The organism is uncultured Ruegeria sp. (genome assembly GCF_947504215.1).
Classification (GTDB): domain Bacteria; phylum Pseudomonadota; class Alphaproteobacteria; order Rhodobacterales; family Rhodobacteraceae; genus Ruegeria.
Map to the genome: position 1 here is coordinate 106,535 of NZ_CANNGO010000002.1, position 25,820 is coordinate 132,354.

The following is a 25,820-nucleotide window of genomic DNA, read 5'->3' on the forward strand; positions in this document are numbered from 1 at the left end:
TTCTGCACAGCAGCGAGGCTAGGGGAGAATTGTTAAAATGACAACAAGTGAAGGCCACATGCCCGAAGCGACCGACGAACACATTGAACGCCTTAAAGAAAATATGGAAAAGGTCGAACAACTCTCCAAACGCCTGATTGAAGTTATGGCTGGAAAAAAGGCGCATACCCCTGCGTTGGACGGCCCGAATCAAGAGCTTTTCGCACGAGCAGCAACGGCCTATTGGGCTGAAGCTTGGCAAAATCCCGCCAAGTTGTTGGAACAGCAGATAGAATTTTGGGGAAAGTCGGTTCTGAACTTCGCTGAGGCGCAGCAAGCCCTGACCACCGGTGAGGTCGAAGACGAGGATGCTAAGCCTGCCGACAAACGATTTTCAAACCCCTTGTGGGAATCCAACCCTTACTTCCGTCTGGTTCGCCAACAATACCAGACCAATGCAGAAGCGATCGCGCAGGCCGTAGCGTCGGTGGACGATTTGGATGCAAAGGACCGAAGACGCCTAAGCTATTTCTCGCAGCAGATCATCGACATGATGTCGCCAACGAATTTCCTGCCGACAAATCCGGACGCACTTCAAAAAGCGGTCGAGACAGACGGGCAGTCTTTGCTGCAAGGTTTGGAAAATCTGGTCGCAGACCTGGAAGCCAACGATGGCGAGTTGGTTGTCAAACTTGCCGATGAAAGTGCTTTTGAGGTTGGCGGCAACCTGGCGACCACGCCAGGGGATGTTGTCTATCGCAACCGGATGATGGAGCTGATTCAGTACAAGCCAGCAACAGAAACGGTTTTCGAAACGCCCATCGTTCTGTTCCCGCCCTGGATTAACAAATTCTACATTCTGGACCTCAAGGCCCAGAACAGCCTGATCAAATGGATCACGGAACAAGGGTATACTCTGTTTGTCGTCAGCTGGATCAATCCAGACGAAAGCTATGCCGAAACCGGGATGGAGGACTACATTCGGGACGGTTTCCTGGCAGCGATCGATGAGGTCAAGAAGATCTGTAAGGTCAAGCAGGTCAACGCCGTTGGCTATTGCATCGCGGGCACCACGCTCAGCCTGACTCTATCGCTGTTGAAACAACGCGGCGATAAGTCGATCAAATCTGCAACTTTCTTCACGGCCCTGACCGATTTCTCGGAACAAGGTGAATTCACGCCGTTCCTGCAAAATGACTTCATTGACGGCATCGAAGAAGAAGTGACTAGAGAAGGTGTTCTGCGATCCTGGATCATGGGGCGCACAATGTCATTTCTGCGCTCGCGCGATCTGGTCTATGGGCCCGCAATCCGCAGCTACATGATGGGGGAAACGCCTCCTGCATTTGATTTGCTGTTCTGGAATGGTGATGGGGCCAATCTGCCGGCCAAGATGTCAGTCGACTATCTACGAGGCCTGTGCCAACGCAACGAATTCGTATCGGATGGCATCGAATTGATGGGCCACAAGCTGCATGTCAAAGACGTGGATGTTCCGTTGATGGCCATCACATGTGAGACCGACCATATTGCTGCATGGAAAGACTGCTATCGCGGCGTGCAACAAATGGGGTCACGGTCCAAGACCTTTGTGGTTTCGGAATCAGGCCATATCGCCGGCATCGTTAACCCACCCAGCAAAAAGAAATATGGCCACTACACCAACACAGATATGAAAGCGGATTCGGACAGCTGGATGAAACAGGCCGACTTTCACAAGGGGTCCTGGTGGCCGATGTGGGAAGCCTGGCTGAAGAAGCGATCCGGCAAGCAAATCCCGGCTCGCGATACAGGTGATTCGAACCATCCTCGACTGGCTCCGGCGCCAGGCACCTATGTGGTGGCCAATCCAAACAGCTGATTTCATTTTGAAACCTCTCTTATTCTGCGATGCAGCAAGAAAAAACTTGCAATGCTGCGCTGCAGCAATCATATTGCTTGCAAGCTGAGGAAAACCGGGGTGGGCCCGGCACAGCAAAAAGGATTTAGTACGATGGCAAAGACTCAAGACTTTAGCGCGATCATGAAAGACATGATGGGCGCGTTCCCTGTGGACACCTCCGCAATGGAAGACGCATTCAAATCGACCGCTTCGCTGAACGAAAAGCTGTCGGGCGTTGCTTTGGAAGCTGCTGGTAAATCGGCTGAGATCTCCAGCAAGTGGACCAAAGAAACTCTGGCCAAGATGACTGAAATGTCGAAAGCCAAGGCAGAGCCTGCGGATTACGCAAAAGCAGCAACCGATTTCGCAAGCGCGTCGGCTGAAGTTGCAGCTGAAAACCTGGCTGCTTTCGCTGAAATCGCGAAAAAAGTTCAGACCGAAACCGTTGAGCTGCTGATGGCGGCGGGCAAAGACGCTGCAGAAGATGCAACTGCTGCAGTTAAGAAAGCCACCAACGACGTGACAGCTGCTGCCAAGAAAGCAACTGCTGCCAAGTAAGAACGTCCGCGAGAGGCACCCATTCCTCCCAATTGGTGTTATCGCGCTGGGCAGGTCGATTGACCTGCCCTTTCTTTTTGTGCTGCACTCGCATAACCTGTGCTGCAACGCATCATCCTTGGGGAGGGTAAACGGTGTCGGATCAAGAAAAACCACTGCTGATCAAGCGCTACGCGAGCCGTCGGCTGTATAACACCGAGACCAGCGACTACGTCACGCTCGAAGATATTGCTGGCTTCATACGCGATGGCCGGGAAGTGCAGATCATCGATCTGAAAACCGGCGACGACCTGACGCGTCAATACCTGCTTCAGATCATCGCAGAGCATGAAAGCCGCGGCGAAAACGTGCTGCCGGTCAATGTTCTGAATGATCTTGTGCGCAGCTACATGGTGCCAGGCGGGGGCGTTATGCCACAGTTTCTACAAAGCTCGTTCGAGATGCTGCGCGAAAGCCAAAGCAAGATGATGGAGAACATGAGTGCCATGAATCCGATGTCGCAGATGCCGGGTTTCGAAGCGATGCAGGCGCAGCAGCAAGCATTCTTAAAGGCGATGACAGGGGGTCTGTCCGGTAAATGGTCAGGGCCAGACAAGGAAGAAGAAGAACAACCGAAATCCAAGGAAGATCTTGATGAGATCAAGCAGCAACTGGCTGATCTTCAGCAGAAGCTTTCGAAGTTGAATTGATTTTAGATCATCGCGCGAACTAAGGCCCGCATATTGCGGGCCTTTTCGGTTTTGGCATTCAGGTTCCGTAAACAGGGACCGGGCCTGTGACTTCACCGACCGACGCAAGCAGGATATCGGCAATAATGTCCAGCTCATCTCGGGTCAGACGCACTGGCAGGCGCACATCGCAGGCTTTCATCAGCATATCACGGGTTTGGGGCAGATCGAATGTCTCGGGTAGGAACTGCCAGTTCCAGAACGCCCGCGCATTGTCCTCGCTTAGGCCGAAAACCTGAACCTTGACGCCGCGCGCCTCGGACGCTGCAGCAAAGGCGCGAATGTCACTGTCGTCCATCCCGACCAGATTGAACTGGATCGAATCCGGCGCGCGGCGTTCGGGAGCCAACGGGGCAGGGACGTCGATGTAAGGTGATGTGTTCAGGCGATCCGCCACATAGTCGTGGTTTTCCAAACCATCATGCACCCGCCGCCCCAACTCGGGGATCTGAGGGCGGATCACAGCTGCGCTGAGGTTGCTCATCCGCAGATTATAAAGCGGCAACTGGTTCTGCCACTTTGCAAACGCCTGTTCCAATTCAGGTGTATTGTCGCCATGTGGGGCTTTGTGCTTTTTCCAGTTGTGTTCATACGCGCCGGACATGATCACAGCCCGTGCCACCAGATCGGCATCGTCGGTGATCAGGATGCCACCTTCGCCCGCGTTAATCATCTTGTACGACTGGAATGAGAAGCACCCGATTTTGCCGATGGTGCCGATGTTGTGGCCATGCCATGTAGTACCCAACGAATGGGCTGCGTCCTCGATCACCGGAATGTCGCGCGCATCGCACAGTTCCATGATGGCGTCCATATCCGAGGTATGGCCGCGCATGTGGCTGATGATCACGGCCTGAACGCTGTCGAGCTTGGCTGCAAAATCCACCATGTCGATGCGATAGTTTTCGCCTACTTCGCACAAAACCGGGATACAGTCGGCGTGCACAATCGAAGAAGGAACCGCTGCGAAAGTAAAGCCCGGGATCAGAACCCTTGCATCGCGCGGCAGGCCCAATGCCTTTAACGACAGGAACAGCGCGGCTGAGCAGGAAGACACCGCCAGCGCATATTTTGTTCCCAACAATTCGGCGAATTCCGCCTCAAGCAGGGCAACTGGCGCGTCTTGCGGCGCAGTGTAGCGGAACAGGTCCCCTGATTGCAGCAGGGCATCAATGGCGTCCCGTGCGGGTGCGGGGATGGCTTCGGCGTCATGGACGTTGGGTGGCAGCGTCATATTTGGTTTTCCCGAATTCTAACTTTCGTTTATTTAAATTAAATGACCTGCCAATGCCAAGACCCCTTTCGCCTCTTCGGCGAAATTTCACCAAACTGTCGCAATGAAAAGCGGGTCAGATCCCCAATCGGTCCCGCAGCGCATACCAGGTCATTGCCAGCACCAGAAGCGGGCTGCGCAAGGCCGAACCACCGGGAAAGGGCAGAGCAGGCACGCGAGACATGGTGTCAAACCCTTCGGCCTGACCTTGTATGGCCAGAGCCATCAATTGACCGGCATGGGTGGCCGTTCCGACCCCGTGGCCGGAATAGCCCGATGCGGACAGGATGTTGGGGGCGACCCGCGTCAGATAGGGCATCCGACGCATCGTGATGCCTAGGGTCCCGCCCCAGGCGTAGTCGATTTTAACGTCTTGAAGATGAGGGAAAATCTGAGCCATCGGTTTGCGAACTGTGCCGGCGATATCTGACGGAAACTGATACCCATAGCTTTCACCTCCACCAAACAGCAGACGACCATCGGCGCTGAGGCGAAAGTAGTTCACGACGAACTTTGTATCGGCAATCGCCACGTCCTGCGTCAGAACCCGCGCTGTGTCGGCCCCGAGTGGCTCAGTCGCGGCGATGAAGTTGTTGATGGGCATAACGCGAGAAGCCACCTGCCGGTTCAGATCGCCAAGATATCCATTGCAGGCCAAAATGACGTGATCGGCTGTGACCTGCCCCTGCACGGTCTGAACGCAAACGTGCGGGCCTTGTTTGATGTTCAGCACTTCGGTGCTTTCGTGAATGCGGGCGCCTGACTTTGCAGCCGCTGTGGCAAGACCCAAGGCGTAGTTGAGCGGGTGCAAATGACCCGCCCCCATATCCAAAAGACCGCCCTTGTAAGTCGGAGACGGGCATAGCGCATGCCCGGCCTCAGCATCCAAAACCTTGATCTGGTCATAGCCGTATTTGCCCGAAAGATGCGCGGCATGCTCATGCAATTCGTCTCGGTCAGAGTCGCTCAGCGCCATCTCGGCCACGCCGGGCTTGAGGTCGCAGTCAATCTGGTGTTCTGAAATCAAGGATTTAACCAGATCCTTGGCATCTTCGGCCAAATCCCAAAGCTTGGCGGCATCTGCGTCGCCCACCAGACGCTCCAGATCCTCCTGCGCCATCCGCTGCGCGCTGCCCAATTGACCGCCATTGCGGCCTGAGGCGCCAAAGCCGACGCGATGCGCCTCTAGCACCACCACGCGAAGCCCTGCCTCGGTCAGATGTAACGCCGCTGAAAGGCCGGTATACCCGCCGCCGACGACGCAGACATCTGCGCTGGTATCGCCTTCCAACGCTGGAAACCGGTCCATCGGATGCGCCGTTGCAGCATACCAGCTTGGCGGATACTCGGCCTTGCGGTCGTTTGAATAGAGCAGGTTCATCGCGTCGCCTCAGACGTTCATCAGCAGATGCTCACGCTCCCATGGAGAGATCACTTGCAGGAACTCTTCGTACTCTGCCCGCTTCACGATGCCGTATACCCGTGCGAATTCCGGGCCAAGGATTTCGTGTAAGGCGGTGGCTTCATCAAATAAGTCCAACGCGTTGCCCATCACCTGAGGAATGTCCCCTTCACCTTCGTAGGCATCGCCGTGGAACTGGCGGCGGGGGCGTTCCTGCTGGGTCAGGCCCAGATAACCGCAGGCCAGCGACAGCGCGATACCCAGATACGGGTTGCAGTCCATTCCAGCGATGCGATTCTCAACCCGTCGTGCCTCGGGACCGGACAGGGGGACGCGAATGCCGGTGGTTCGGTTGTCGCGCGCCCATTCCAGATTGATTGGGGCCGCGTGATCTTTGACATAACGACGATAGGAATTCACATAGGGCGCCATCACTGCCAAGCCAGCGGGCAGGTGGTTCTGCAGCCCGGCAATGAAGTGGTAAAACGCGTCTGTCTCTCCACCCTGAGGGCCGGAGAAGATGTTCTGGCCGTTTTCCATATCGATGATCGAGTGATGGATATGCATGGCCGAGCCGGGCTCGTCCTCGATCGGTTTTGCCATGAAGGTGGCGAAGCAATTGTGGCGCAAGGCGGCTTCGCGGATCAGGCGTTTGAAATAGAACACCTCATCGGCCAGCTTGACGGGGTCGCCGTGACGCAGGTTGATCTCTAACTGTCCGGCGCCGCCTTCCTGCGTGATGCCATCGATCTCAAAGCCTTGATGTTCGGCAAAGTCGTAGATGTCGTCGATCACCGGACCGAATTCGTCCACGGCCGTCATCGAATAGGCCTGTCGCGCCGCTGCGGGTCGGCCCGAGCGGCCCATCATGGGCTTGATCCCCTGTGCGGGATCGACGTTGGGAGCAACCAGGAAGAACTCCATCTCGGGCGCGACGATCGGGTCCCAGCCCCGATCATGATAGAGTTGTACAACGCGTTTCAGCACGTTGCGTGGGCTGAAGGGAACCGGTTCGCCCTCTCGGTCATAAGCGTCATGAATGACCTGTAACGTCCAATCGCCAGTCCAGGGCGCGGCGCTGGCAGTTGAGAAATCCGGCTTTAGGATCATGTCCCGTTCGATGAACCCGTCTTCGCCCGCGGCTTCGCCCCAGTCGCCCGTGATCGTCTGGTAATAGATACTGTCGGGCAGATAAAAGTAGGATTGCCGCGCGAATTTGGACGCAGGAACCGCCTTGCCGCGCGCGATGCCGGGCAAATCGGAAATGATACACTCAACTTCGTCCAGTCGGCGGCCTTCGAGGTAATTCGTTGCCGCCTGAGGCAGTTCGTCTGTCCAATCGGCCATCAGGCCCTCGCTTTCTTAAGGAAGTCCGCCATGTATCGTGCGATTTCGGGATTGTCGTCCGGGGCGGTTTGTCGGTTTGCGGCGTCCTGCATCAGGTTTTCCGGGACAACACCTTTGCCACGTGTGCGCATCAGACCTGCAACGAATTCGTTGGAAAATTCTGGATGCGCTTGCACCGTCCATATCTGGTCGCCATAGGACAACATTGCATACTGGCAGAACTCGTTTTGCCCCTGAACTTGCGCACCTTCGGGCAAGACAGTCACCTGATCCTGGTGCCAGGCGTTTAGACACACGTTTTTGCCACCAAGGTCATAGTTCGTGCGGCCAACAGCCCACCCCCCCGAAAACTTCTCGACGGTGCCCCCAAGGGCCTGCGCAATGATCTGGTGGCCAAAGCACACGCCTATCAACGGTTTGTCGCTGCCGTGAATGTCACGCACCAGTTCTTCAAGTTTGGGGATCCACGGCAGATCTTCATAGGCGCCGTGGCGCGATCCTGTGATCAACCAGCCATCTGCGTCTTGCGCGCCTGCTGGAAAAATCCCGTCCACGACCGCAAACGTCTGAAACTCAAACCCGTTTCCATCCAGAAGGGCCGGAAACAGAGAATCGTAATCCCCGAATTCGCTTTTCAGAACGTCAGGGGTATGGCCGGTTTGTAGAATACCGATTTTCATGGGTCACCGAATTTGATCAAATTAAATCTAGCGGACTCGGAAGCGCTGGGCAAGAGGGGTCAAACCGCCTCGAGGTAACTCAGCCAGTGCTGGTCTTCGGGGCGGTCTGCGAACCGCGCAATTTCCTGCCGTTTTGTCATCGCCATGTATCGGATCAGGTCGCCTGGAAAAATACGCGCAACCAGCGGGTCGGTTTCGAAGGCGTCGATAGCTGATGCCCAGTCGGAGGCCAGTTGCGGCAGGCCTGCGATTTCGTAGGCGTTCCCTGAAATCGGGTCCGGTGGTTGCAGGCTATCCTCGATTCCGAGCAGAGCTGCGCCCAACACGGCTGCCAGCATCAAGTACGGGTTGATGTCTCCGCCGGCTACTCGATGTTCAATACGCCGCGCTTCGGGCGCGCCGCCAGGAATGCGGATGGCAGCGGTTCTGTTTTCATAGGCCCAGCTTGCGCCGGTTGGGGCGTGGGCGCCGGGCACCAGACGGGTGTAGGAATTGCCGTGTGGCGCAAAGATCAACGTGCTACCGGGCATGGCCTGAAGGCAACCGGCGACAGCTGCGCGCAGGATATCGGTCCCGTCCAGCCCACCATCGTTGAATACATTGCGCCCCTTGCTGTCGATGACCGAGAAATGAATGTGCATGCCGTTGCCCGCATCGTCTGCGTAAGGCTTGGACATGAAGGTAGCTGCAAACCCGTGCTTTCTGGCCAAGCCGCGCGTCAACGCTTTGAAAAGCCATGTATCGTCGGCGCATCGCATGGCGTCTTGATGGTTCAGGTTGATTTCAAACTGGCCAATCCCACTTTCGGAAATCGCGGTCTGAGCAGGAATGCCCATGGCCGCGCAGCCATCATAAAGGTCGGTGAAGAAGGCTTCAAACGCGTCCATTTCGACGACTGATAAAACGGCTTCCTCGGACAGTCGGCGCCCGGTCATTGGGTTGGTCGGTGGTTGCGGGCGCGGGCCGGATGCATCAATCAGCGTGAATTCCAACTCCGTCGCCGCAACAACAGACCAATCCCGCTTGGCATAACGCGACAACACAGTAGAAAGCGCATGGCGGGGGTCGCCTGCAAACGGCGTGCCATCGTCATCGTAAAGGCACATCGGCACCAAAGCCGTTTCAGAGTTGAGCCAGGGCATCGGCACAGGGCCACGCCCGGTCGGCAGCAAAATCCCGTCGGCGTCACCAGTTTCAAACACCAGTGGGCTGCCTTCGATATCGGCTCCCCACAGATCGACGTTCAGGGCGGAAAATGGCATGCGCACCGAACCTTTGTTCAGCTTGCTGGCATATTCAGGCGGCACGCGTTTGCCGCGCATCTGTCCGTTCAGGTCACAGGCGGTGACGCGAATATTGTGCAGGGCGCTCAGGTCCATCGGGGCCTCCGTTCCTCTCGTTATCCGAGATGTACTGGAGGTGCTCTGACTTGTCACGAAATTTGATCAAATTATTTTATGGCGGAGAATAAAGGTTCCCCGCGCCGGCCCACGAGGGGACCGGCGCGGGAGTTCAAGTCAGAAGAAGTTGACCCCATTTTCGACCATCGGCAGTTCCGCGACGTGGACACCTGACAGCGCGCTGATCGCGTTTGCCAGGGCAGGGGCCGACGGCGGCGTGCCAGGTTCACCCACGCCGGTCGGGGCCTCGGCAGAGGGTACGATATGCACATCGATTGCCGCGATGTCCCCGATCCGAAGTGGTTCATAGTCGGGGAAGTTGAACTGATCCACAGCGCCACTTGTCAGCGTGATCTGATCGCGCATCACGTGACCGATACCATAACCGATCCCGCCTTCCATCTGGGCGCGAACCACGTCGGGGTTCACTGCGATGCCGCAGTCAACGGCGCAGGTGACCCTTTCGATCCGAACACCGTTTTCCGGATCGCCTGACACTTCGACAACCTGAGCGGCGTAGGATCCGAAGGACTTATGCACCGCGATGCCTTGCGCCCTACCAGCTGGCGCGTTGCCCCATCCGGCTTTTTCGGCAACCAGTTTCAGCACGCCCGCCTTTCGTTTCTGATCGACATCACCAGCATCCGCCAGGTGCGCCAGCCGAAATTCGACAGGATCGCGTCCTGCAGCTTGCGCTGCGAGATCCATCATCGTTTCCATCGTGTAGGCAGTGTGAGTATGGCCCACGGACCGCCACCACAAAACCGATGTTGCCTTTGGTGTATCAGTCAAACCCAAGGCCATACCGGGGATAGTGTAGGGGCTGTCCGCAATACCCTCGATCGAGCTGTGATCGACACCGTCATGAACCGCGAAGGATTCGAATGCCGTGCCCTTCATGATCGATTGTCCGGCCACCTGATGGTGCCACCCGATAATGTTGCCGCCAGCATCCAGCCCAACACGGACTTTGTGACCAAACGCGGGGCGGTAGTATCCGCTGCGCATGTCGTCTTCCCGCGTCCAGACCAGCTTGACCGGGCGTGACCGGTCGGTGACCACAAAGGCCAGACCCGCCTCAACCTGGTAATCCGCGTCCGGCGTGGCACGTCGTCCGAAAGATCCACCAGCCAGCATTGTTTTGATCTGAATCTTTTCGGCAGGCATTTCAAAGATTTGCTGGTAGGCCATATGCGGGCCTGTGGGCATCTGACTGCCATCATGCAGAACGATGTTGCCGTCTGCGGTTTGTTCGATGGTGCAGTTCAGCGGCTCCATTGCTGCATGGGCCAACAGGGGGAAGTAAAAGGTCTTTTCAATCACCTTGTCAGCGCCATCAATCGCCGCAGCAATTGCCGCCGCATCGGCTTTGTTCACATTGTAGGTAGGTTCAGAGTCCAATGCCGCCATGATCTCGGCCTTGATCTGATCCGAGTGACGGGTCTCGGCCGCAGACATATCCCATTCGACCTCAAGCGCATCACGTGCTTGCATCGCGGCCCATGTGTTTTCAGCATACACCGCAACGCCTGCCTGGTTCGGCAGGACCGCCGCGTTGATATAGCCTTTCACTTCTTTCGACCCGCTGTCATCAAAGCTGACGGCAAGCCCGCCTTTGGCTTCAGGGCGCTTGATCATGGCGATCATCTGGTTGGGCAGATGCACGTCCATCGCATACATCGCTTGCCCGTTCCCTTTGATGGCCGAATCCTTGCGTCTTACGGCCTCGTTGCCGATCAGGCGGAATTCTGCAGGATCTTTCAGGCGTGGTTCAGCCGGAACTTCCAGCTGAGATGCTGCGGCAACGAATTCGCTGATCGGGGCAGATTTGTCACCAGCTTTGACGATGCCTTCTTCGATAGTGACGGAAGACGCGTCTACACCCCAGTCTTGTGCGGCGGCGTTGATCAGCATTTCACGCGCGGCGGCACCAGCTTGACGATACTGCATCCACGAGTTTGCCATCGCGGTGGATCCACCTGTTCCCTGAAATGGACCAAACAAAAGGTTATTGTAGACCTGCGGGTCGGACGGGGCGAATTCGTATTCGATCTGGTCCATGCGCAGACCGATTTCTTCGGCGATCAACGTTGGTAGGCCGGTTGCAGGACCCTGGCCCTTTTCAAAATGCTTGACGATAGCAGTAACTGTGCCATCCGCGTCAATTTTCACAAACGGGTTGAACTGTGCGGAGTCAGTTGAAGCTGCCGCCAGCGCGCCGTCCGTGCGTGCACCGACCAGCAAGACGGCACCAGCAGCTGCAGCGCCCTTTAAGAATCCACGGCGGGAGGTGTTGATGGTCATGGATCAGGCCTCCAGAATGTCAGATGCGCGCTGAATGCCGGCGCGGATGCGTTGATAGGTGGCGCATCTGCAGGCATTGCCATGCATGTATGCGTCGATTTCATCGGCAGATGGTTTTGGATTCTCGGACAGCAGCCCAACCGCTGACATTACCTGACCCGACTGGCAATAGCCGCATTGAACCACATCCAGTTCGACCCAGGCCTGCTGTACCGCAGCACCGATCTTATCATCGCCGATGGCTTCGATCGTGGTGATTTCGGCATCTTCAACGTCTTCAACATAGGTCTGGCACGAGCGTGTTGGCTCTCCATTCACATGCACGGTGCAGGCGCCGCATGAGGCGACGCCGCAACCGAATTTGGTTCCGGTCAGCTTAAGCTCATCCCGGATCACCCACAGCAAGGGCGTGCCGGGTTCGGCGTCAACCGTGTGGGTTTCGCCGTTCAATTTCAAAGTCAAAGCCATAGGGGGACTCTCCTGTTCGCGCTGGTTTCCTGAATCGGTAAACTGGCGGGTTTACAAGTTACACAAATCTTCACGGGTGTAAACTGCAGAGTTTACGTAGCGTTTGACCCAAGCCCGTCAATAGGTCTATAGCTCTGACATGAACGAATGCAGTGCACCAAACGCGTCAAAGCGCGCACAGATTATCGAAGCTGCCGTGGCCGAATTTCAGGAAAAGGGCTTTGCCGCTTCGAGCATGGATCGCATCTCGGCCCGGGCCGAGGTGTCCAAGCGGACGCTGTACAAATATTTCGAAAGTAAAGAAAATCTGTTCCGCTCGATTGTGATCGAGCTGTCGAGCCGGTTTGCCGAAGTATTGGAGATCCGATACGAAAAAGGACGCGGTATTCGTGAGCAATTGACTGAATTGGCCTGGGCTGAAGGGCGTATTCTCATGCTGCCAGACGTCATCGCGATGTCGCGCATGGTGATAAGCGAAACCTTGCGCAACCCGGCGCTCGCGGCTGAGGCACAGGGCAAACTGGACAAGACGGCTAGGTTTATCGACATGCTTCGCGATGCGTCTGAGGACGGTCAGTTGCGGATCGACAACCCGGAACAGGCCGGGCGCGAGTTTATTGGTCTGATCAAGGCCCGCGCGTTCTGGCCTATGCTGTTCACGGGCGAAGTTCTCAGCCAACCGGAAATGGCAGAGACGATTGAAAATAGTGTCGAAATGATGATCAGCCGATATGGCATCGCAGCCGAGAAAGCTGGTGTATGAATCTGACATGTCCCCGGTGGGAAGGTCGGGCGAGAATGTGTTAATCCTCTGCGGCCCGATTCGGACTACCGATATCTCGAGACAGGCAAACAGGATTGCAAACCCTTGTATGACGGAGTCGTTGCTGTGACTGGCAAGGCCAACAAAGCCGCACGTTTAAGCGTGGCGCCGATGATGGACTGGACGGACCGCAATTGCCGGTACCTGCACCGGCTGCTGAGTTCGGAAACGCTGTTGTATACCGAGATGGTAACAGCTCCGGCTCTGGTCCGTGGCGGTGCCCTGCATTTGTTGGAGTACAATGATGCCGAACACCCGGTTGCACTGCAACTCGGCGGATCGGATCCGGAAGAGTTGGCGCGGGCTGCCCGAATTGGGGCGGATGCGGGATATGATGAGATCAACCTGAATTGCGGCTGCCCATCGGACAGGGTTCAGTCGGGCACCTTTGGTGCTGTGCTGATGAAAGACCCAATGCGAGTCGCTGAATGTGTCGCGGCGATGGGTGAAGCTGTGAATGTGGACGTGACCGTCAAGTGCCGGATTGGTGTTGACGCGCAAGAGCCGAGGGATGTTTTGCCCGCGTTTCTAGACCAAATTCGCACTGCTGGATGCGAGCGTGTCACGATTCATGCGCGCAAGGCCTGGCTTCAAGGCCTCAGCCCCAAGGAGAATCGGGACATTCCGCCCTTGGACTATGATCTGGTCCACCAGATGAAAGCGGATTTCCCGGATCTTCACATTTCCCTAAATGGGGGTGTCACGTCATTGGATGAGGCGACGGCGCATTTGGATGCGGGCCTTGACGGCGTGATGATAGGACGAGCCGCCTATCACCAGCCAACAGATATCCTGTCCGAGGCTGACACACGCATATTCAAGACGGGGACTGCCCGTGATCCGATTGCCATTGTTCGACAAATGGTTCCTTATGTCGAACGGCATATTGCCAATGGCGGGCGACTGCACCAAATCACGCGTCATATGCTCGGGCTATTTGCGGGACGGCCCGGCGCGCGGGCTTGGCGACGGGCGTTGTCCGAAGGGGCAGTGCATGACGGGGCAGGACCCGAGGTTATGTTGCAGGCGCTTGATCGCGTGGCGCCTTTGGCCGAGGTTTGATCGAAGGAAACTCCGGTTCAAAGCCGGACTGGGGGAATGATGCCCGAGACGATGTTGCTGGCCCAGATGCTGGGCCTTTTGCTTGTGATCGGGGCTCTGGCCGGCGTGCTGGCCGGTCTTTTGGGGGTAGGTGGTGGTATCGTTTTGGTGCCCGCTTTTTTCTATGCGTTCCAGACGCTTGGATATGGTGGTCCACAGCTGATGCAATTGTGCCTGGCCACATCCCTTGCCACGATCATCGTCACCTCGATCCGATCCGTTCTTGCCCATAACAAAAAGGGCGCAGTGGATTGGGATATCCTGCGCGGTTGGGGCCCCGGCATTGCAATTGGGGCCGTCTTTGGTGTTTTGGTGGCCTCCGCCTTGAGGACCGAGGCGTTGCAGGCGTTGTTTGGTGTTTTGGGTATGGTGATCGGGGCCTATCTAGGGCTTGGCCGCTCGGACTGGCGACTGGGTGACGCAATGCCCAAAGGCGTCAGGCGCGCTGCGCTGTCGCCATCTGTTGGGTTTCTGTCCGTCCTGATGGGGATCGGTGGTGGCAGTTTTGGCGTCCCGTTGATGAGCTTATACAACACGCCCATTCACCGGGCGGTGGCGACGGCGGCCGGGTTTGGTGTGATCATTGCAGTGCCGTCTGTTTTCGGCTTTCTGTTTCTGGCTATTGATGCGGACCATCGACCACCTTGGACTATTGGGGCTGTAAACCTTGTGGCCTTTGGAATCGTCGTGGCGATGACAATGATCACCGCGCCTTGGGGGGTTAGACTGGCCCATGCGATGGACCCGAAACCGCTAAAGCGCGTCTTCGCTGTGTTCCTGACGCTGGTGGCGTTAAACATGTTACGCAAGGCATTGGGGTGGTGAAAGATTTCTGGTCCAAGGGATGGCTAAAGTTTCCCTACGATCCGACTGTGGCTGAATGGGTGAACCATGCTCTGCCTGTCGCCTGCGAATCCGTCTCCAATCCTGCATTTGCCGAATGGATGGATTGCGAAGGCACTTGGTTTGTTGGCGTGGATGCCTTGCCCAATGATACCGAGGGCAGGGTGGCACAATCCCAGCCACTGTCTGGCCCGGCTATTGGTTTTCTGGCCGAGCATTATGGCAAATTGCCTTTGCACAAGGGGCAGGTCTCGGTCATCTATCCCGGCTATCCGCGTCCGCGCTGTGGGGAAAGCGAGGCGGCGGGTCGGTATCGCCGAAACCGCGATGCGGCCCATGTCGATGGGTTGCGTCCTATCGGGCCAGATCGGCGCCGCAGGATCGACGAACCACATGCCTGGATTCTGGGCATTCCGCTCACCGAAGCAAGCGAGGACGCCGCGCCGATGGTCTTGTGGGAAGGGAGCCATATCCTCATCCGCGATGCGTTTGAACTCGCTCTTGCAGGTCACCCGCATGAAACCTTGCACGAGGTCGACATCACCGAGGTTTATCAGGCGACACGTCGTGAGATATTTGAGACCTGCAGTCGGATAGAATTGCCTGCCAAACCCGGCGAGGCGTATCTATTGCATCGCCATTGTCTGCACGGGGTGGCACCTTGGGGGGCAACTGCGACTGCGAGCCCCGATGGACGGATGATCGCCTATTTTCGACCGGAATTTGCCGGGGGTGTAGCCGAATGGATCAAACTTCCCTAACCTCTTGTCATTCATTGACATTGAGGGATTTGATCCATGATTACGGTTCATACAAATTCTGATGGCGCACTGATCGAGGTTGAGCTTTCCGGTCAGGTCACCAGCTCGGATTACACCAACACTCTGGTTCCTGCGATCGAGGCGGCCTTGGCCGAACATAACGCGGTGCGGCTGCTGGCAATCGTACAGCCTGAATTCAAAGGCTACGATCTGGGTGCTGCGTGGTCAGATACCAAGCTGGGCCTAAGTCATTGGCGCGGGTTCGAACGGATTGGCGTTGTGGCGGATCAGGGATGGGTTCAGACAAGTATTCGTCTTGCCGCTCCGATTCTGCCATGCCCTGTTCAGGTATTCGAAATGGCAGAACTAGAGGCAGCCCGCCGCTGGATGCGCGAGTCACTCGGTTCAATTCATGTCACCGATCTGGGTGATCCTTGTGTTCAGGTAAGCCTATTGGGCAAGCTAGATCCCGAGGAATACAAGCAAGCGGAAAAGGACTTGGACGCGCTGTTGCAGGACCGGTCGGGCTTCCGCCTGTTGATCGATCTGAGGGATTTCGATGGTTGGCAGGGGTTGTCGGCCCTTGCGGCTCATTTCAGGTTGGCCAGCCGGCATATCGAGATGCTAGACCGCGCGGCCATTGTCGGAGACAAATCCTGGCAACACATGGCGCAAAGGGTGGCCAGCCATGTACTGGGGACCCGAACGCAGTTTTTCGGGTCTGAAGATTATGAAAATGCCAAGAACTGGTTGGCGATCGGGTAATCTCGTTTCCGACATTTCGACCGGGGGCCTGCACCGGTCGGACCTCTTCGAAACGCGAATCAAACGGCAAGAGTCTTGACGCCAAACTGTCGATCCATGCGCACCGGAGAAGTCACATTAAGACCTCAAGGCAAATTTTGGCGTCGAGGACGTTACGGAAGGTATGATTTTTGAGTTTATTTCTTGACTGATTGGTCAAAAAAATAAAAGAGCGAGGGTATTCCCTCCAAACCAGCGGGAATTCTGATAACTCGCATTGCGTCGCTGTGGATCGCCACTCACTCAAGCCGTTGTCTTCGAACTCTTTCCCCCCCCCTCGGAGTTCAGACCAGATCTACAGTGACGCAGGACAAACCAAGTCGGAGTATCCGAAAGGCGGGTTATGCCGTTTGCAAAAAAGCATAATTCGGATACGTACGTTGAGCTTGTCCATCTCTGGTGCTCTACGTTCAGACCCGAGGCTCAGGCTCAGACGCTAACTACAAATCAATCCGAGATAGTCGAGCTGCTTCGACCCAAGCTTGGGGGAGAACAATTTGCATACCATTCGACTGCATGCAGGTTTCATGCGGCTAAGAAAACACACAAGTAACTATTTAGAACAAAGGCCTTAGGGCTGGTTCAATCTGGCCGCTCGTCCGCCACGCCGCTTGCCAAGCCTTGGTTTGCGCTCTGGCAGATCTGCCATCACCTCGGCCCGCTCGGTACAGTCCATTTTGGACCACCTGGAGATCTCGTCGATGGTCCGATAGCAACCTGTACAGATCTTTTCGGTCGGATGGACGACGCAGATCTGGATGCAAGGGCTTTCGACCTCGTTCCGTTTCCAAACCATATTTGTCATCAGTGGTCTCCGACCGTTACAAAAAGCGCATCCTGTCGAGCGCCCCCTGCAAGATATAACCGGCAGCAACGTGATCGATAACCTGTCCGCGACGTTTTCGTGTCGTATCCGCCTCAAGCAGTGCCTTTTCTGCCGCAACCGTGCTGAGCCGTTCGTCCCAAAACCCGATTGGCAATTCGGTCAACCGTGACAGATTGCGGGCAAATGCACGAGTGGATTGGCAGCGCGACCCTTCGGTGCCGTCCATATTCTTGGGAAGGCCCAACAGGATGCCGCCAATTTCACGGTCATCCACAAGCTCTAGTAAACGGGCGGAATCCAGCGTGAATTTCTTGCGTCTCACCGTTTCCAAGGGGCTGGCGACCGTGCGCATTCGGTCCGAAACGGCAACACCGATGGTCTTTTCACCCAAATCCAGACCCATCAGCGCAGACATCGGGGATAGGGCTGCGGCAAAGACTTCAAATTCATCGTGAATCATTGGGCAATCCCGGCCTGAAGTGCTGCTGCGTCGATCATGTCCAGCGCGGCGGCGTTGTCAGCAAACACGATCACAGCTTCATCGCGGATGTCTATGGCGCGCTGGGCCTGACCCAAAACACCAAGCGCCGCAATCAGACGGGCCCATTCCTCGGGCGATCCACCTTCGGTGGCCAGACGGTCGGACAGTTGGTTCACCATCCCCTGAATCATCTCTTGCCGCTCTTCAGGGCTCAATTCGGCTGCGGCAGCAACGTCACCCTGACTTGGGCCGGGTTGGGCTGTTGCGGCACTTAGATCGGGAGCGTTGAAAACACCGGCCCGGAAGGCCAGTTCTTCAATCTGTCCGCGAATGGCATCCGCCCATGGCGCGCCAGGCGGGGCGTCCTGCACGGTTTCTATCCACACGCGGTAAGCAATATCCGGTCGCCCAACCTGTGCCAGCATCTGGCCCCAATAATACCGGGCCGGGCCATGCCGGGGATCACGCTTAAGCGCCTGGTCCAGGGCCTGTTCGGCCTCGGGCGAGACATATCCACCTGCCGCAAGGATCATCATCTCGGCTAGATCCGAGTAAGCGTCCGCTGTCGCCGCTTCGCCGGATAACTCAACCACTTTCTTCTGGGCCGTGTATCCTGCCGTGAAATTGCCTGCGTTGGTTTCGTGCTGGGCCAGTAGCATATGGCCCTGCAGATCGTCGGGGCGTGCGGCAACCGTGTCGCGCAATTGCTTCAAAAGACGGGCATAGCTATCTTCCAACTGCCGAGGCACAGGTGGGGGCGCCAATTCTTCAGCGGCGGTTTGAGAGGGCCGATTGGCTCGGACCTCTTTGGCCATGTCCACCCTAGCGGTCAGAGGCATGTCTGGTAGTCCCACCGCCCCCATCCGGTGGTACATCGCCATGGCACCACCGATCAGAACCAGCGTAAGTAGCGCAATTGCAACGACCGATACAGATCGTGTTGGGCCACCGCTTTTGCCTTCGTCTTTCATTTGGGCGTCAGCTGCCAGAATGCGACGCGAGATTTCGGTGCGAACACGATCGGCATCGGCCTCACCAATCACGCCGCGAGCCAGGTCGCGGTCAACGCTCGCAAGCTGCTCACGATAAACCCGCAGGTCGTAGGCGGCCGCTGGCTCATCGCTGCGCCGGTTGCGCAACAGCGTGTAGCTTAGGAAAGCCGCAATCAGCAGCGCGACAAGAAATATCAGAACCCAGAACGTCATGGCCCCTCCGAAGTGGCTGCTCTGACTTAGACCCGCAAGCCGTCCGACAAAAGGGACAAATGGCCGCGAATGGCGCACATGTCGCAATAGTGCGTTATTGCGGCGTTGCACGGCAGGGGTAAACTGTCGGTACACGGCATATCTGCGCCCAATCACCGAACCGGATGGATTCGCATATGAAACACTATTCAGCCTTTGCTGTGGCGCGGGAAGCGCTGCGCCATCACACCGGATGGGAGCGCGCCTGGCGTTCGCCCGAACCAAAAAAGCGGTATGACGTCATCATCGTCGGTGCTGGTGGGCATGGTCTTGCGACCGCCTATTACCTGGGCAAGAATTATGGCATCCAAAACGTTGCAGTGATTGAAAAAGGCTGGCTGGGCGGCGGCAACACCGGGCGGAACACCACCATCATCCGGTCAAACTATCTTCAGGACCCGTCGGCGGCGATTTATGAAAAAGCCCGCAGCCTCTACGAGGACCTAAGCCAGGACCTGAACTACAACGTCATGTTCAGCCCGCGCGGTGTGATGATGCTGGCGCAGACCCAGCACGAAATCCGTGGCTATCAGCGCACCGCCCATGCCAACGCACTGCAAGGCGTCAAGACCGAGTGGATCACGCCTGAGCGTGTCAAGGAACTGGTGCCGATCATAAACCTCGACGGCCCGCGCTATCCGGTTCTGGGCGCGCTGTGGCAGGACCGCGGCGGCACCGCGCGCCACGATGCTGTGGCCTGGGGCTATGCCCGCGCATGTTCAGCCATGGGCATGGACATTATCCAGCAATGCGAAGTGACTGGCGTTCGGTCCGAAAACGGTCGTGTTGTTGGGGTCGACACCACGAAAGGCGCCATCGATTGTGACAAGCTGGGCATGATCGTCGCAGGTCATTCCGGTCAGCTGGCCGAAATGGCGGGTTTCCGTCTGCCACTCGAAGCGATTTCGCTGCAGGCGCTTGTGTCCGAGCCGATCAAGCCCTGCATGGATGTCGTCGTGATGGCCAACACCGTGCACGGCTATATGTCGCAATCCGACAAGGGCGAGATGGTGATCGGCGGAGGGACTGATGGTTACAACAATTACACCCAACGTGGATCTTTCCATCACATCGAAGAAACCGTGCGGGCTTTGGTCGAGACGTTCCCGATGATCTCACGCCTGAAGATGCTGCGTCAGTGGGGCGGGATCGTGGACATGACCGGCGACCGGTCCCCGATTCTGTCGAAAACACCTTTGGGCGGGTGCTTTATCAACTGCGGTTGGGGCACTGGTGGCTTCAAGGCCATCCCGGGTTCCGGCTGGGGCATGGCGCAACTGATGGCCACGGGGCACTCACCGCTGACCGAAGCCTTCACGCTGGACCGCTTCAAAGAGGGCCGCTTTATCGACGAAAGCGTTGCCGCCGGGGTGGCGCACTGATGTCAGTCTCCAAAATGTGCCCCGTGAATGGTATCGGAACTATTCGGGCTGTCCGAATTTGGCTTGATGGTTTTCTTTTCCTCAGATCTGAAAATGAAAATAGCGATCAAGCCAAAGAATACGAACGTACCTACGGTGGTCAGAACAATGGTCAAAATATGCATGCGTACACTCTGCGCGTGTGGCTAAGAGAATTCAAGCGAGGAGTAGCCTCATGCTGATCCTGAATTGCCCCTATTGCGGCGTCGATGCCGAAGAAACAGAACTGGCCGCAGGTGGCGAGGCGCACCTGAAACGGTTCGGCCCAGACTCATCGGATGACGATTTCCACGACTATCTGTTCATGCGTGAAAACCCCAAAGGCGTTCATTTCGAACGCTGGCGCCATGCCAACGGCTGCGGCAAGTGGTTCCACGCGGCCCGTTGCACGCAAACACTCGAAGTCTTTGGCACTTACACTGCGCAGGTATTTGAGCCGCCGAAAGAGATCAAGGATAGCATCACAGCCAAACGCCCTGGCTGGACGTGGAGAGAGCTCGACTGATGCTTCATCTTTTTAAAAATACTCCCGCCGGAGGCTCCGACGCCTCCATCTGCGAAAGGTCCGCATCATGAGCACCCGTCTCGCAAATCAAGGCCGGCTGATTGACCGGTCGAAAAAGGTCACCTTTACCTTCAACGGCACCGCTATGCAGGGGTACGAGGGCGACACGCTTGCTTCGGCCTTGCTGGCCAATGACCAGATGATGATGGGCCGGTCGTTCAAGTATCACCGCCCACGTGGCGTGGTCGCCAGCGGTGCGGAAGAGCCAAACGCGCTTGTCGGTCTGGGGCAGGGTAGCCGGTTCGAGCCGAACCAACGCGCCACAACGACCGAGCTGTTCAACGGTCTGACCTCTGTGTCGCAGAACCACTGGCCGAACCTGGAGTTCGATATCGGTTCGGTGAATACTTATCTGTCCCGGTTCCTGCCGGCGGGTTTCTACTACAAGATGTTCATCCACCCCAAGCCATTCTGGAAACATGTGTACGAACCCTTCATCCGGCAGTCGGCCGGTCTTGGCAAAGCGCCGGACAAGGAAACCAAGGACGCCGACACCTATGAGCACTTCTACGCCTTCACCGATGTTCTGGTCATCGGCGGAGGTGTCGCAGGGCTGCAGGCCGCCAAGGCTGCCGCGCAATCTGGCGCCAAGGTCCTGCTGATCGAGCAAGGCGCCCATTGGGGCGGTCGCGCTCCGGTTGACGGCGGCGCGATCAATGGCGAGCCTGTGGATAAGTTCGTGGAACAATTGGTCTCCGAACTGGAAACAATGGATAACGTAACCATGCGCGCGCGCTGCATGGGGGCAGGTGTATATGACCACTGCTATGTGCTGGGCTACGAGCGTCTGAACGATCACAAACCGGGCAAACAAGGTCCTCGTCACCGCTTATGGCGTATCCGCGCCAAGCAGGTTGTCACAGCGACAGGGGCAATTGAGCGCCCGCTGTCATTTGCCGGAAATGACGTTCCCGGCGTAATGCTTGCTTCTGCCATGCGGGACTATACGGTGAACTGGGGTGTGACACCTGGCGAACGTGTGATTGTCGCAACGAACAATGATGACGCTTATCGTACAGCTATCATTCTGAAGCAAGCAGGTGTTGATGTGCTGCGGGTCGTTGACGCGCGCGCCGCCGCAGGTCCGCTGGCAGAAGAAGCGCGTCAGCTTGGCATCCGGGTGGATCCGGGCAAAGCCATTGCCAAGGTCAAAGGCGGCAAGCGCGTCAAGAAAGTCGCGATCTGCAATCAGGAAGGTGTTGGCGGTGCCCGTGAAGAGGTCGAGTGCGATGCGGTTGCCATGTCAGGCGGCTGGTCTCCAGTCGTTCACATGTGGTCCCATTGCGGCGGCAAGCTGATCTGGGATGACGCAAACGCTCATTTCCGTCCTGATCCAAAACGCCCGCCTTTGGGCGCAGATGGCGCAGGGTTTGTCGTAGCCGCCGGCGCTTCAAACGGACCGCTGGCGCTGGGGGACGTGCTGACCGATGCGCATGCGGCAGGCAAGGCGGCCGCTAAAGCGGCGGGTTTTAAGCCCAAGAACACCAAAGCGCCCACTGGCGAGGCGACTGCCGAAGCGCCAATGGAAGCGGTCTGGCTGATGCCAGCGAATGCCGAGATTCAGCTGCGCATGAAGTCCTGGCTGGATTTCCAGAACGACGTCAAAGTGTCCGACGTTCAGCTGGCAGCGCGCGAAGGATACGAAAGCGTTGAACATACCAAGCGCTACACCACGCTGGGTATGGCGACGGACCAAGGTAAGTTGAGCAATATCAACGGTCTGGCGATCCTTGCTGATGCTTTAGACTCCGAGATTCCTAAGGTCGGCACCACCACCTTCCGCCCGCCTTACACGCCTATTTCGATGGGTGCGATTGGCGGTGAGGCACGCGGTGATACATTCCAACCCATCCGCCAAACACCAATGCACAGCTGGCACGACAAGAACGGGGCAGATTGGGAACCGGTCGGCCATTGGCGCCGGACTTATGCCTATGTTCGTCCCGGTGAGTCCGTGCATGACGCCGTAAACCGCGAAGTGACGAACACCCGCGAGAAACTCGGTCTGCTGGATGCTTCGACGCTCGGCAAGTTGATCGTCAAAGGTCCGGATGCGGGCAAGTTTCTGGACATGATGTATACCAACATGATGTCCACGCTGAAGGTCGGCAAATGCCGCTATGGCCTGATGTGTTCAGAAAACGGCTTCCTGATCGATGACGGCGTTGTTGCCCGTATCGACGAAGACACGTGGCTCTGCCACACTACTACGGGCGGCGCTGAACGCATCCATGGTCACATGGAAGAATGGTTGCAAACCGAGTGGTGGGACTGGAAAGTCTATGTCGCTAACGTGACCGAGCAATACGCGCAGGTCGCCGTGGTTGGCCCCAACGCACGTAAGGTTCTGGAAAAGCTGGGCGGCATGGATGTCTCGAAAGAGGCGCTGCCCTTTATGGAGTGGCGCGATGGCAAGATCGGTGAGTTCGATTGTCGCGCCTATCGTATCTCTTTCTCAGGTGAATTGTCCTATGAGATCGCGGTGCCTGCTAGCCGGGGTCAAGCGTTCTGGGATACTCTGATGGACGCGGGCAAAGAGTTTGGCGTGATGCCGTACGGCACAGAGTGTTTGCACATCTTGCGAGCCGAAAAAGGCTTTATCATGATCGGTGACGAGACCGACGGCACCGTGATCCCGCAGGATCTGGGGCTGCACTGGGCGCTGTCGAAAAAGAAAGAGGATTACCTAGGCAAACGCGCCCATTCGCGCAGCCATATGGCCGATCCCGAACGTTGGAAACTGGTCGGTCTCGAGACTGTGGATGGATCGGTTATCCCTGACGGGGCTTATGCGGTGGGTGAGGGCGTCAATGCCAACGGTCAGCGCAACATGATCGGGCGTGTAACTTCGACCTATTACTCGGCCAATCTGGGTAAAGGCATCGCCATGGGGCTGATCAAACACGGTCCTGATCGCATGGGCGAGATTGTCGAATTCCCGGGCACCGATGGCATAATCTACAAGGCAAAGATCGTGGATCCGATCTTCTTCGACAAGGACGGGGAGAAGCAGAATGTCTGAACCCATCAGCGCACTGAATCACGCCAGCTATGACGGTATCGCCCGGGTCGAAGAATGCGGCCTGCAGGGTATGATCACTTTGCGCGGCAACCTGTCCGACAAGGTTCTGATCAAGGCCGTGAAGGACGCGACCGGCCAGAAGATGCCGGGTCAGCGCGAGGCCAATGTCGACGGAGACACGGGCGTCTGCTGGATGTCATCGGATGAGCTGCTGGTTCTGGTTCCTTATGCCGAGGTTGAGGCCAAACTGGCGGCGATGAATAATGCACTCGGCGGTGTCCACGCTTTGGCCGCCAACGTTTCGGATGCGCGCGCGGTCTTCCGGATATCGGGCGCAAGCGGGCGCGAGGTCCTGGGAAAACTGGCCCCGGTCGAACTGTCGGTCGCGGCCTTTCAGCCCGGCCAGATCCGCCGCTCGCGCCTTGCGCAGGTTGCCGGTGCTTTCTGGATGGACGATGCCGATACCTTCCGCGTGGTCTGCTTCCGGTCGGCTGCAGAGTACGTGTTCAACCTGCTGAAAGTTGCGGCACAGCCCGGCAGCGAGGTTGGGGTTTACTAGGCACTCCAGAAACATTCACTGATTGAATTGTGGCCGCCTTACTACACTAGGGCGCCCATTTTCTTTTGATGTTGCGGTCTCATCAAGGAAACATCTAGGGTTTTAGTTGATCAATATCGAAACCGACGTAGGTGCGTAGAACTCTCGCCCCAACGTAAAGCAAGAAGTTTGTCAATGAATATGGATTAACCTATTGTTAAGATAATTTTTTTGTAAAGAAGAATGAGGCCTTTCTGATGGCCTTCTTGACCCACGCATAACAATTTCAAAGAAAAAATGACCAGAATACTGCTTGCTTGATAGCCCTGTACGCTCAAACTGCACCTTTGGTTGCAGAGACGTACACAGAGACATTTGAATGTACGTTTGGTAAAGGGGCCCGAAACCGCCCAACGCCAACGCGCGTTCTGTTTTCGATCGACGAATTTGGCCGCTCGGCACTCATCCATGAGGTCGATATTTCTGACATCAACACTCACTCCGGACCCGGCCGGGTCAAGCGCGACAGTATCCGACGTCTTTCGATTGGATGGGTCGGTGAGAACTACGTTTATTCTGCGAACGGACGCAGCATTGCGTCGAATGAGTCTGTTATTGATGCCATTGACCTGAAAACTCAGGAATTCTCAGTCTTTTTGGACCGGAAGACAATGAAAGCTACAGCTCGGTCGTCGTCACCCAGTGCCTATTTACCTCGGGATGGCTACGCCGCCGGAAAATGGGTAGCGGTCGCAACGCCAAAGTAAATTCATAAGCATTTCGAGGGGGGCTAAATCATGAAGTTTGCTATCACAGCACTGGTTGCTGGATTGTTTGTCGGGGACTCCCAAGCCGAAGTCATAACCTACGATTGTAGCTTGCATGACCTTGAGCAGGGCTGGATTTCTGAACGGGTCATCTTGAGCGTGGATGTCGAAAACAAGCGCGCCCGTGTGCACGATGTCTATATCCACGAACTGGATGGACAGCCCAGGGACACCAAATTCAAAACTACCCGCAAGGGTGAGTACAGAATGACATGGAAAATGAATATTCTCATGAGCCAAGGCGGGACTGCTTATGTCAGTTATACCGCGACGCTGAATCCTAAAACGCAAAAGCTGAATCTACTAGCACGGTTCCGACAGGTGAATGCGACCAACCGCCCAAGAGGCGATGGCCCAGTGTAACGCGGGAAAAACGGAGTCTTTGTACGGTTCGTGAAGATCAGGAACGTAGAATTTTCAAATGACATGAAAAAATGCCCCGGTGTCAGACCGGGGTTATCTTTTTATTTGATCGTGCAAACACCTGAGCCAAATGGCTTGTTCGCGAAATCCGCGTGAACAAAGGCCATTCTCACCGTGACC

The 25,820-nt window shown here is 56.6% G+C and carries 24 protein-coding genes; 13 read left to right on the forward strand and 11 right to left on the reverse strand.

Going from position 1 to position 25,820, the window contains the following annotated elements:
- The first annotated feature begins 37 nt into the window (after window positions 1-37).
- The 3 genes from Q1B21_RS05825 to phaR all read left to right on the forward strand — a co-directional run bounded on the left by Q1B21_RS05825 (window position 38) and on the right by phaR (window position 3,108).
- Window positions 38-1,840 (forward strand): class I poly(R)-hydroxyalkanoic acid synthase, encoded by a 1,803-nt coding sequence (locus Q1B21_RS05825; protein ID WP_298936688.1) that lies wholly within the window; start codon window positions 38-40, stop codon window positions 1,838-1,840.
- A 132-nt stretch (window positions 1,841-1,972) separates the two neighbouring features.
- Complete coding sequence (locus Q1B21_RS05830) at window positions 1,973-2,419, forward strand: phasin, PhaP (RefSeq protein ID WP_298936687.1); 447 nt, start codon at window positions 1,973-1,975, stop codon at window positions 2,417-2,419.
- Between the two features lie 134 nt (window positions 2,420-2,553).
- On the forward strand, window positions 2,554-3,108 hold the full coding sequence (gene phaR, locus Q1B21_RS05835; protein WP_299887046.1) for a polyhydroxyalkanoate synthesis repressor PhaR: 555 nt from the start codon (window positions 2,554-2,556) through the stop codon (window positions 3,106-3,108).
- A 58-nt stretch (window positions 3,109-3,166) separates the two neighbouring features.
- Here phaR and Q1B21_RS05840 read toward each other — a convergent pair whose 3' ends face one another.
- From Q1B21_RS05840 to Q1B21_RS05870, 7 genes are all read right to left on the reverse strand, one after another.
- Window positions 3,167-4,381 carry an aminotransferase class I/II-fold pyridoxal phosphate-dependent enzyme gene (locus Q1B21_RS05840; protein ID WP_299887049.1) on the reverse strand — a complete coding sequence of 405 codons (1,215 nt, stop codon included), beginning with the start codon at window positions 4,379-4,381 and terminating at the stop codon, window positions 3,167-3,169.
- A 115-nt stretch (window positions 4,382-4,496) separates the two neighbouring features.
- Window positions 4,497-5,801: an FAD-binding oxidoreductase gene (locus Q1B21_RS05845; protein WP_299887052.1), complete on the reverse strand. Its 1,305-nt coding sequence runs from the start codon at window positions 5,799-5,801 to the stop codon at window positions 4,497-4,499.
- Between the two features lie 9 nt (window positions 5,802-5,810).
- Window positions 5,811-7,169, reverse strand: a complete 1,359-nt coding sequence (locus Q1B21_RS05850) for a glutamine synthetase family protein (protein WP_299076330.1) — start codon at window positions 7,167-7,169, stop codon at window positions 5,811-5,813.
- Window positions 7,169-7,849, reverse strand: coding sequence for a type 1 glutamine amidotransferase (locus Q1B21_RS05855; RefSeq protein WP_299887056.1), 681 nt, complete (start codon window positions 7,847-7,849; stop codon window positions 7,169-7,171). The genes Q1B21_RS05850 and Q1B21_RS05855 overlap by 1 nt, the downstream gene beginning before the upstream one ends.
- Before the next feature lie 59 nt (window positions 7,850-7,908).
- Complete coding sequence (locus tag Q1B21_RS05860) at window positions 7,909-9,228, reverse strand: glutamine synthetase family protein (RefSeq protein WP_299887059.1); 1,320 nt, start codon at window positions 9,226-9,228, stop codon at window positions 7,909-7,911.
- 138 nt (window positions 9,229-9,366) lie between these two features.
- Window positions 9,367-11,553 carry a xanthine dehydrogenase family protein molybdopterin-binding subunit gene (locus Q1B21_RS05865; RefSeq protein WP_299887062.1) on the reverse strand — a complete coding sequence of 729 codons (2,187 nt, stop codon included), beginning with the start codon at window positions 11,551-11,553 and terminating at the stop codon, window positions 9,367-9,369.
- A 3-nt stretch (window positions 11,554-11,556) separates the two neighbouring features.
- Window positions 11,557-12,021, reverse strand: coding sequence for a (2Fe-2S)-binding protein (locus Q1B21_RS05870; RefSeq protein WP_298936679.1), 465 nt, complete (start codon window positions 12,019-12,021; stop codon window positions 11,557-11,559).
- Between the two features lie 139 nt (window positions 12,022-12,160).
- On the opposite strand from Q1B21_RS05870, the gene Q1B21_RS05875 reads away from it, so the two are divergent.
- The 5 genes from Q1B21_RS05875 (at window position 12,161) to Q1B21_RS05895 (ending at window position 16,314) form a co-directional block, all read left to right on the forward strand.
- Complete coding sequence (locus Q1B21_RS05875; protein ID WP_299887066.1) at window positions 12,161-12,784, forward strand: TetR/AcrR family transcriptional regulator; 624 nt, start codon at window positions 12,161-12,163, stop codon at window positions 12,782-12,784.
- Between the two features lie 105 nt (window positions 12,785-12,889).
- A complete protein-coding gene (dusA, locus tag Q1B21_RS05880) occupies window positions 12,890-13,906 on the forward strand; it encodes a tRNA dihydrouridine(20/20a) synthase DusA (protein WP_299076316.1) in 1,017 nt (338 codons plus the stop codon).
- A 39-nt stretch (window positions 13,907-13,945) separates the two neighbouring features.
- On the forward strand, window positions 13,946-14,770 hold the full coding sequence (locus Q1B21_RS05885) for a sulfite exporter TauE/SafE family protein (RefSeq protein ID WP_299887568.1): 825 nt from the start codon (window positions 13,946-13,948) through the stop codon (window positions 14,768-14,770).
- Entirely contained in the window at window positions 14,764-15,549 is a 786-nt protein-coding gene (locus tag Q1B21_RS05890) for a hypothetical protein (RefSeq protein ID WP_299887069.1), read from the forward strand. The genes Q1B21_RS05885 and Q1B21_RS05890 overlap by 7 nt, the downstream gene beginning before the upstream one ends.
- 36 nt (window positions 15,550-15,585) lie before the next feature.
- Complete coding sequence (locus tag Q1B21_RS05895; RefSeq protein WP_299887072.1) at window positions 15,586-16,314, forward strand: STAS/SEC14 domain-containing protein; 729 nt, start codon at window positions 15,586-15,588, stop codon at window positions 16,312-16,314.
- 610 nt (window positions 16,315-16,924) lie between these two features.
- Here Q1B21_RS05895 and Q1B21_RS05900 read toward each other — a convergent pair.
- Genes Q1B21_RS05900 through ccmI form a run of 3 tightly spaced genes read right to left on the reverse strand, consistent with a single transcriptional unit; the run spans window position 16,925 to window position 18,865 of the window.
- Window positions 16,925-17,158: a DUF1289 domain-containing protein gene (locus Q1B21_RS05900; protein WP_298936673.1), complete on the reverse strand. Its 234-nt coding sequence runs from the start codon at window positions 17,156-17,158 to the stop codon at window positions 16,925-16,927.
- Between the two features lie 16 nt (window positions 17,159-17,174).
- On the reverse strand, window positions 17,175-17,639 hold the full coding sequence (gene ruvX, locus Q1B21_RS05905) for a Holliday junction resolvase RuvX (RefSeq protein ID WP_299887075.1): 465 nt from the start codon (window positions 17,637-17,639) through the stop codon (window positions 17,175-17,177).
- Window positions 17,636-18,865, reverse strand: a complete 1,230-nt coding sequence (ccmI, locus tag Q1B21_RS05910) for a c-type cytochrome biogenesis protein CcmI (protein ID WP_299887078.1) — start codon at window positions 18,863-18,865, stop codon at window positions 17,636-17,638. The genes ruvX and ccmI overlap by 4 nt, the downstream gene beginning before the upstream one ends.
- A gap of 176 nt (window positions 18,866-19,041) precedes the next feature.
- On the opposite strand from ccmI, the gene Q1B21_RS05915 reads away from it, so the two are divergent.
- On the forward strand, window positions 19,042-20,286 hold the full coding sequence (locus Q1B21_RS05915) for a sarcosine oxidase subunit beta family protein (protein ID WP_299887081.1): 1,245 nt from the start codon (window positions 19,042-19,044) through the stop codon (window positions 20,284-20,286).
- A gap of 2 nt (window positions 20,287-20,288) precedes the next feature.
- Here Q1B21_RS05915 and Q1B21_RS05920 read toward each other — a convergent pair whose 3' ends face one another.
- Window positions 20,289-20,450: a hypothetical protein gene (locus Q1B21_RS05920; RefSeq protein WP_299887084.1), complete on the reverse strand. Its 162-nt coding sequence runs from the start codon at window positions 20,448-20,450 to the stop codon at window positions 20,289-20,291.
- 50 nt (window positions 20,451-20,500) lie between these two features.
- Between Q1B21_RS05920 and Q1B21_RS05925 the strand changes: the two genes are divergently transcribed.
- The 4 genes from Q1B21_RS05925 (at window position 20,501) to Q1B21_RS05940 (ending at window position 25,640) form a co-directional block, all read left to right on the forward strand.
- Entirely contained in the window at window positions 20,501-20,830 is a 330-nt protein-coding gene (locus tag Q1B21_RS05925) for a sarcosine oxidase subunit delta (RefSeq protein WP_299887086.1), read from the forward strand.
- A 67-nt stretch (window positions 20,831-20,897) separates the two neighbouring features.
- A complete protein-coding gene (locus tag Q1B21_RS05930) occupies window positions 20,898-23,912 on the forward strand; it encodes a sarcosine oxidase subunit alpha family protein (protein WP_299887089.1) in 3,015 nt (1,004 codons plus the stop codon).
- Window positions 23,905-24,471 carry a sarcosine oxidase subunit gamma gene (locus tag Q1B21_RS05935; RefSeq protein ID WP_299887092.1) on the forward strand — a complete coding sequence of 189 codons (567 nt, stop codon included), beginning with the start codon at window positions 23,905-23,907 and terminating at the stop codon, window positions 24,469-24,471. Before Q1B21_RS05930 ends, Q1B21_RS05935 begins: the two co-directional genes overlap by 8 nt.
- A gap of 776 nt (window positions 24,472-25,247) precedes the next feature.
- Window positions 25,248-25,640 carry a hypothetical protein gene (locus Q1B21_RS05940; RefSeq protein ID WP_299887095.1) on the forward strand — a complete coding sequence of 131 codons (393 nt, stop codon included), beginning with the start codon at window positions 25,248-25,250 and terminating at the stop codon, window positions 25,638-25,640.
- The last annotated feature ends 180 nt before the right edge of the window (window positions 25,641-25,820 follow it).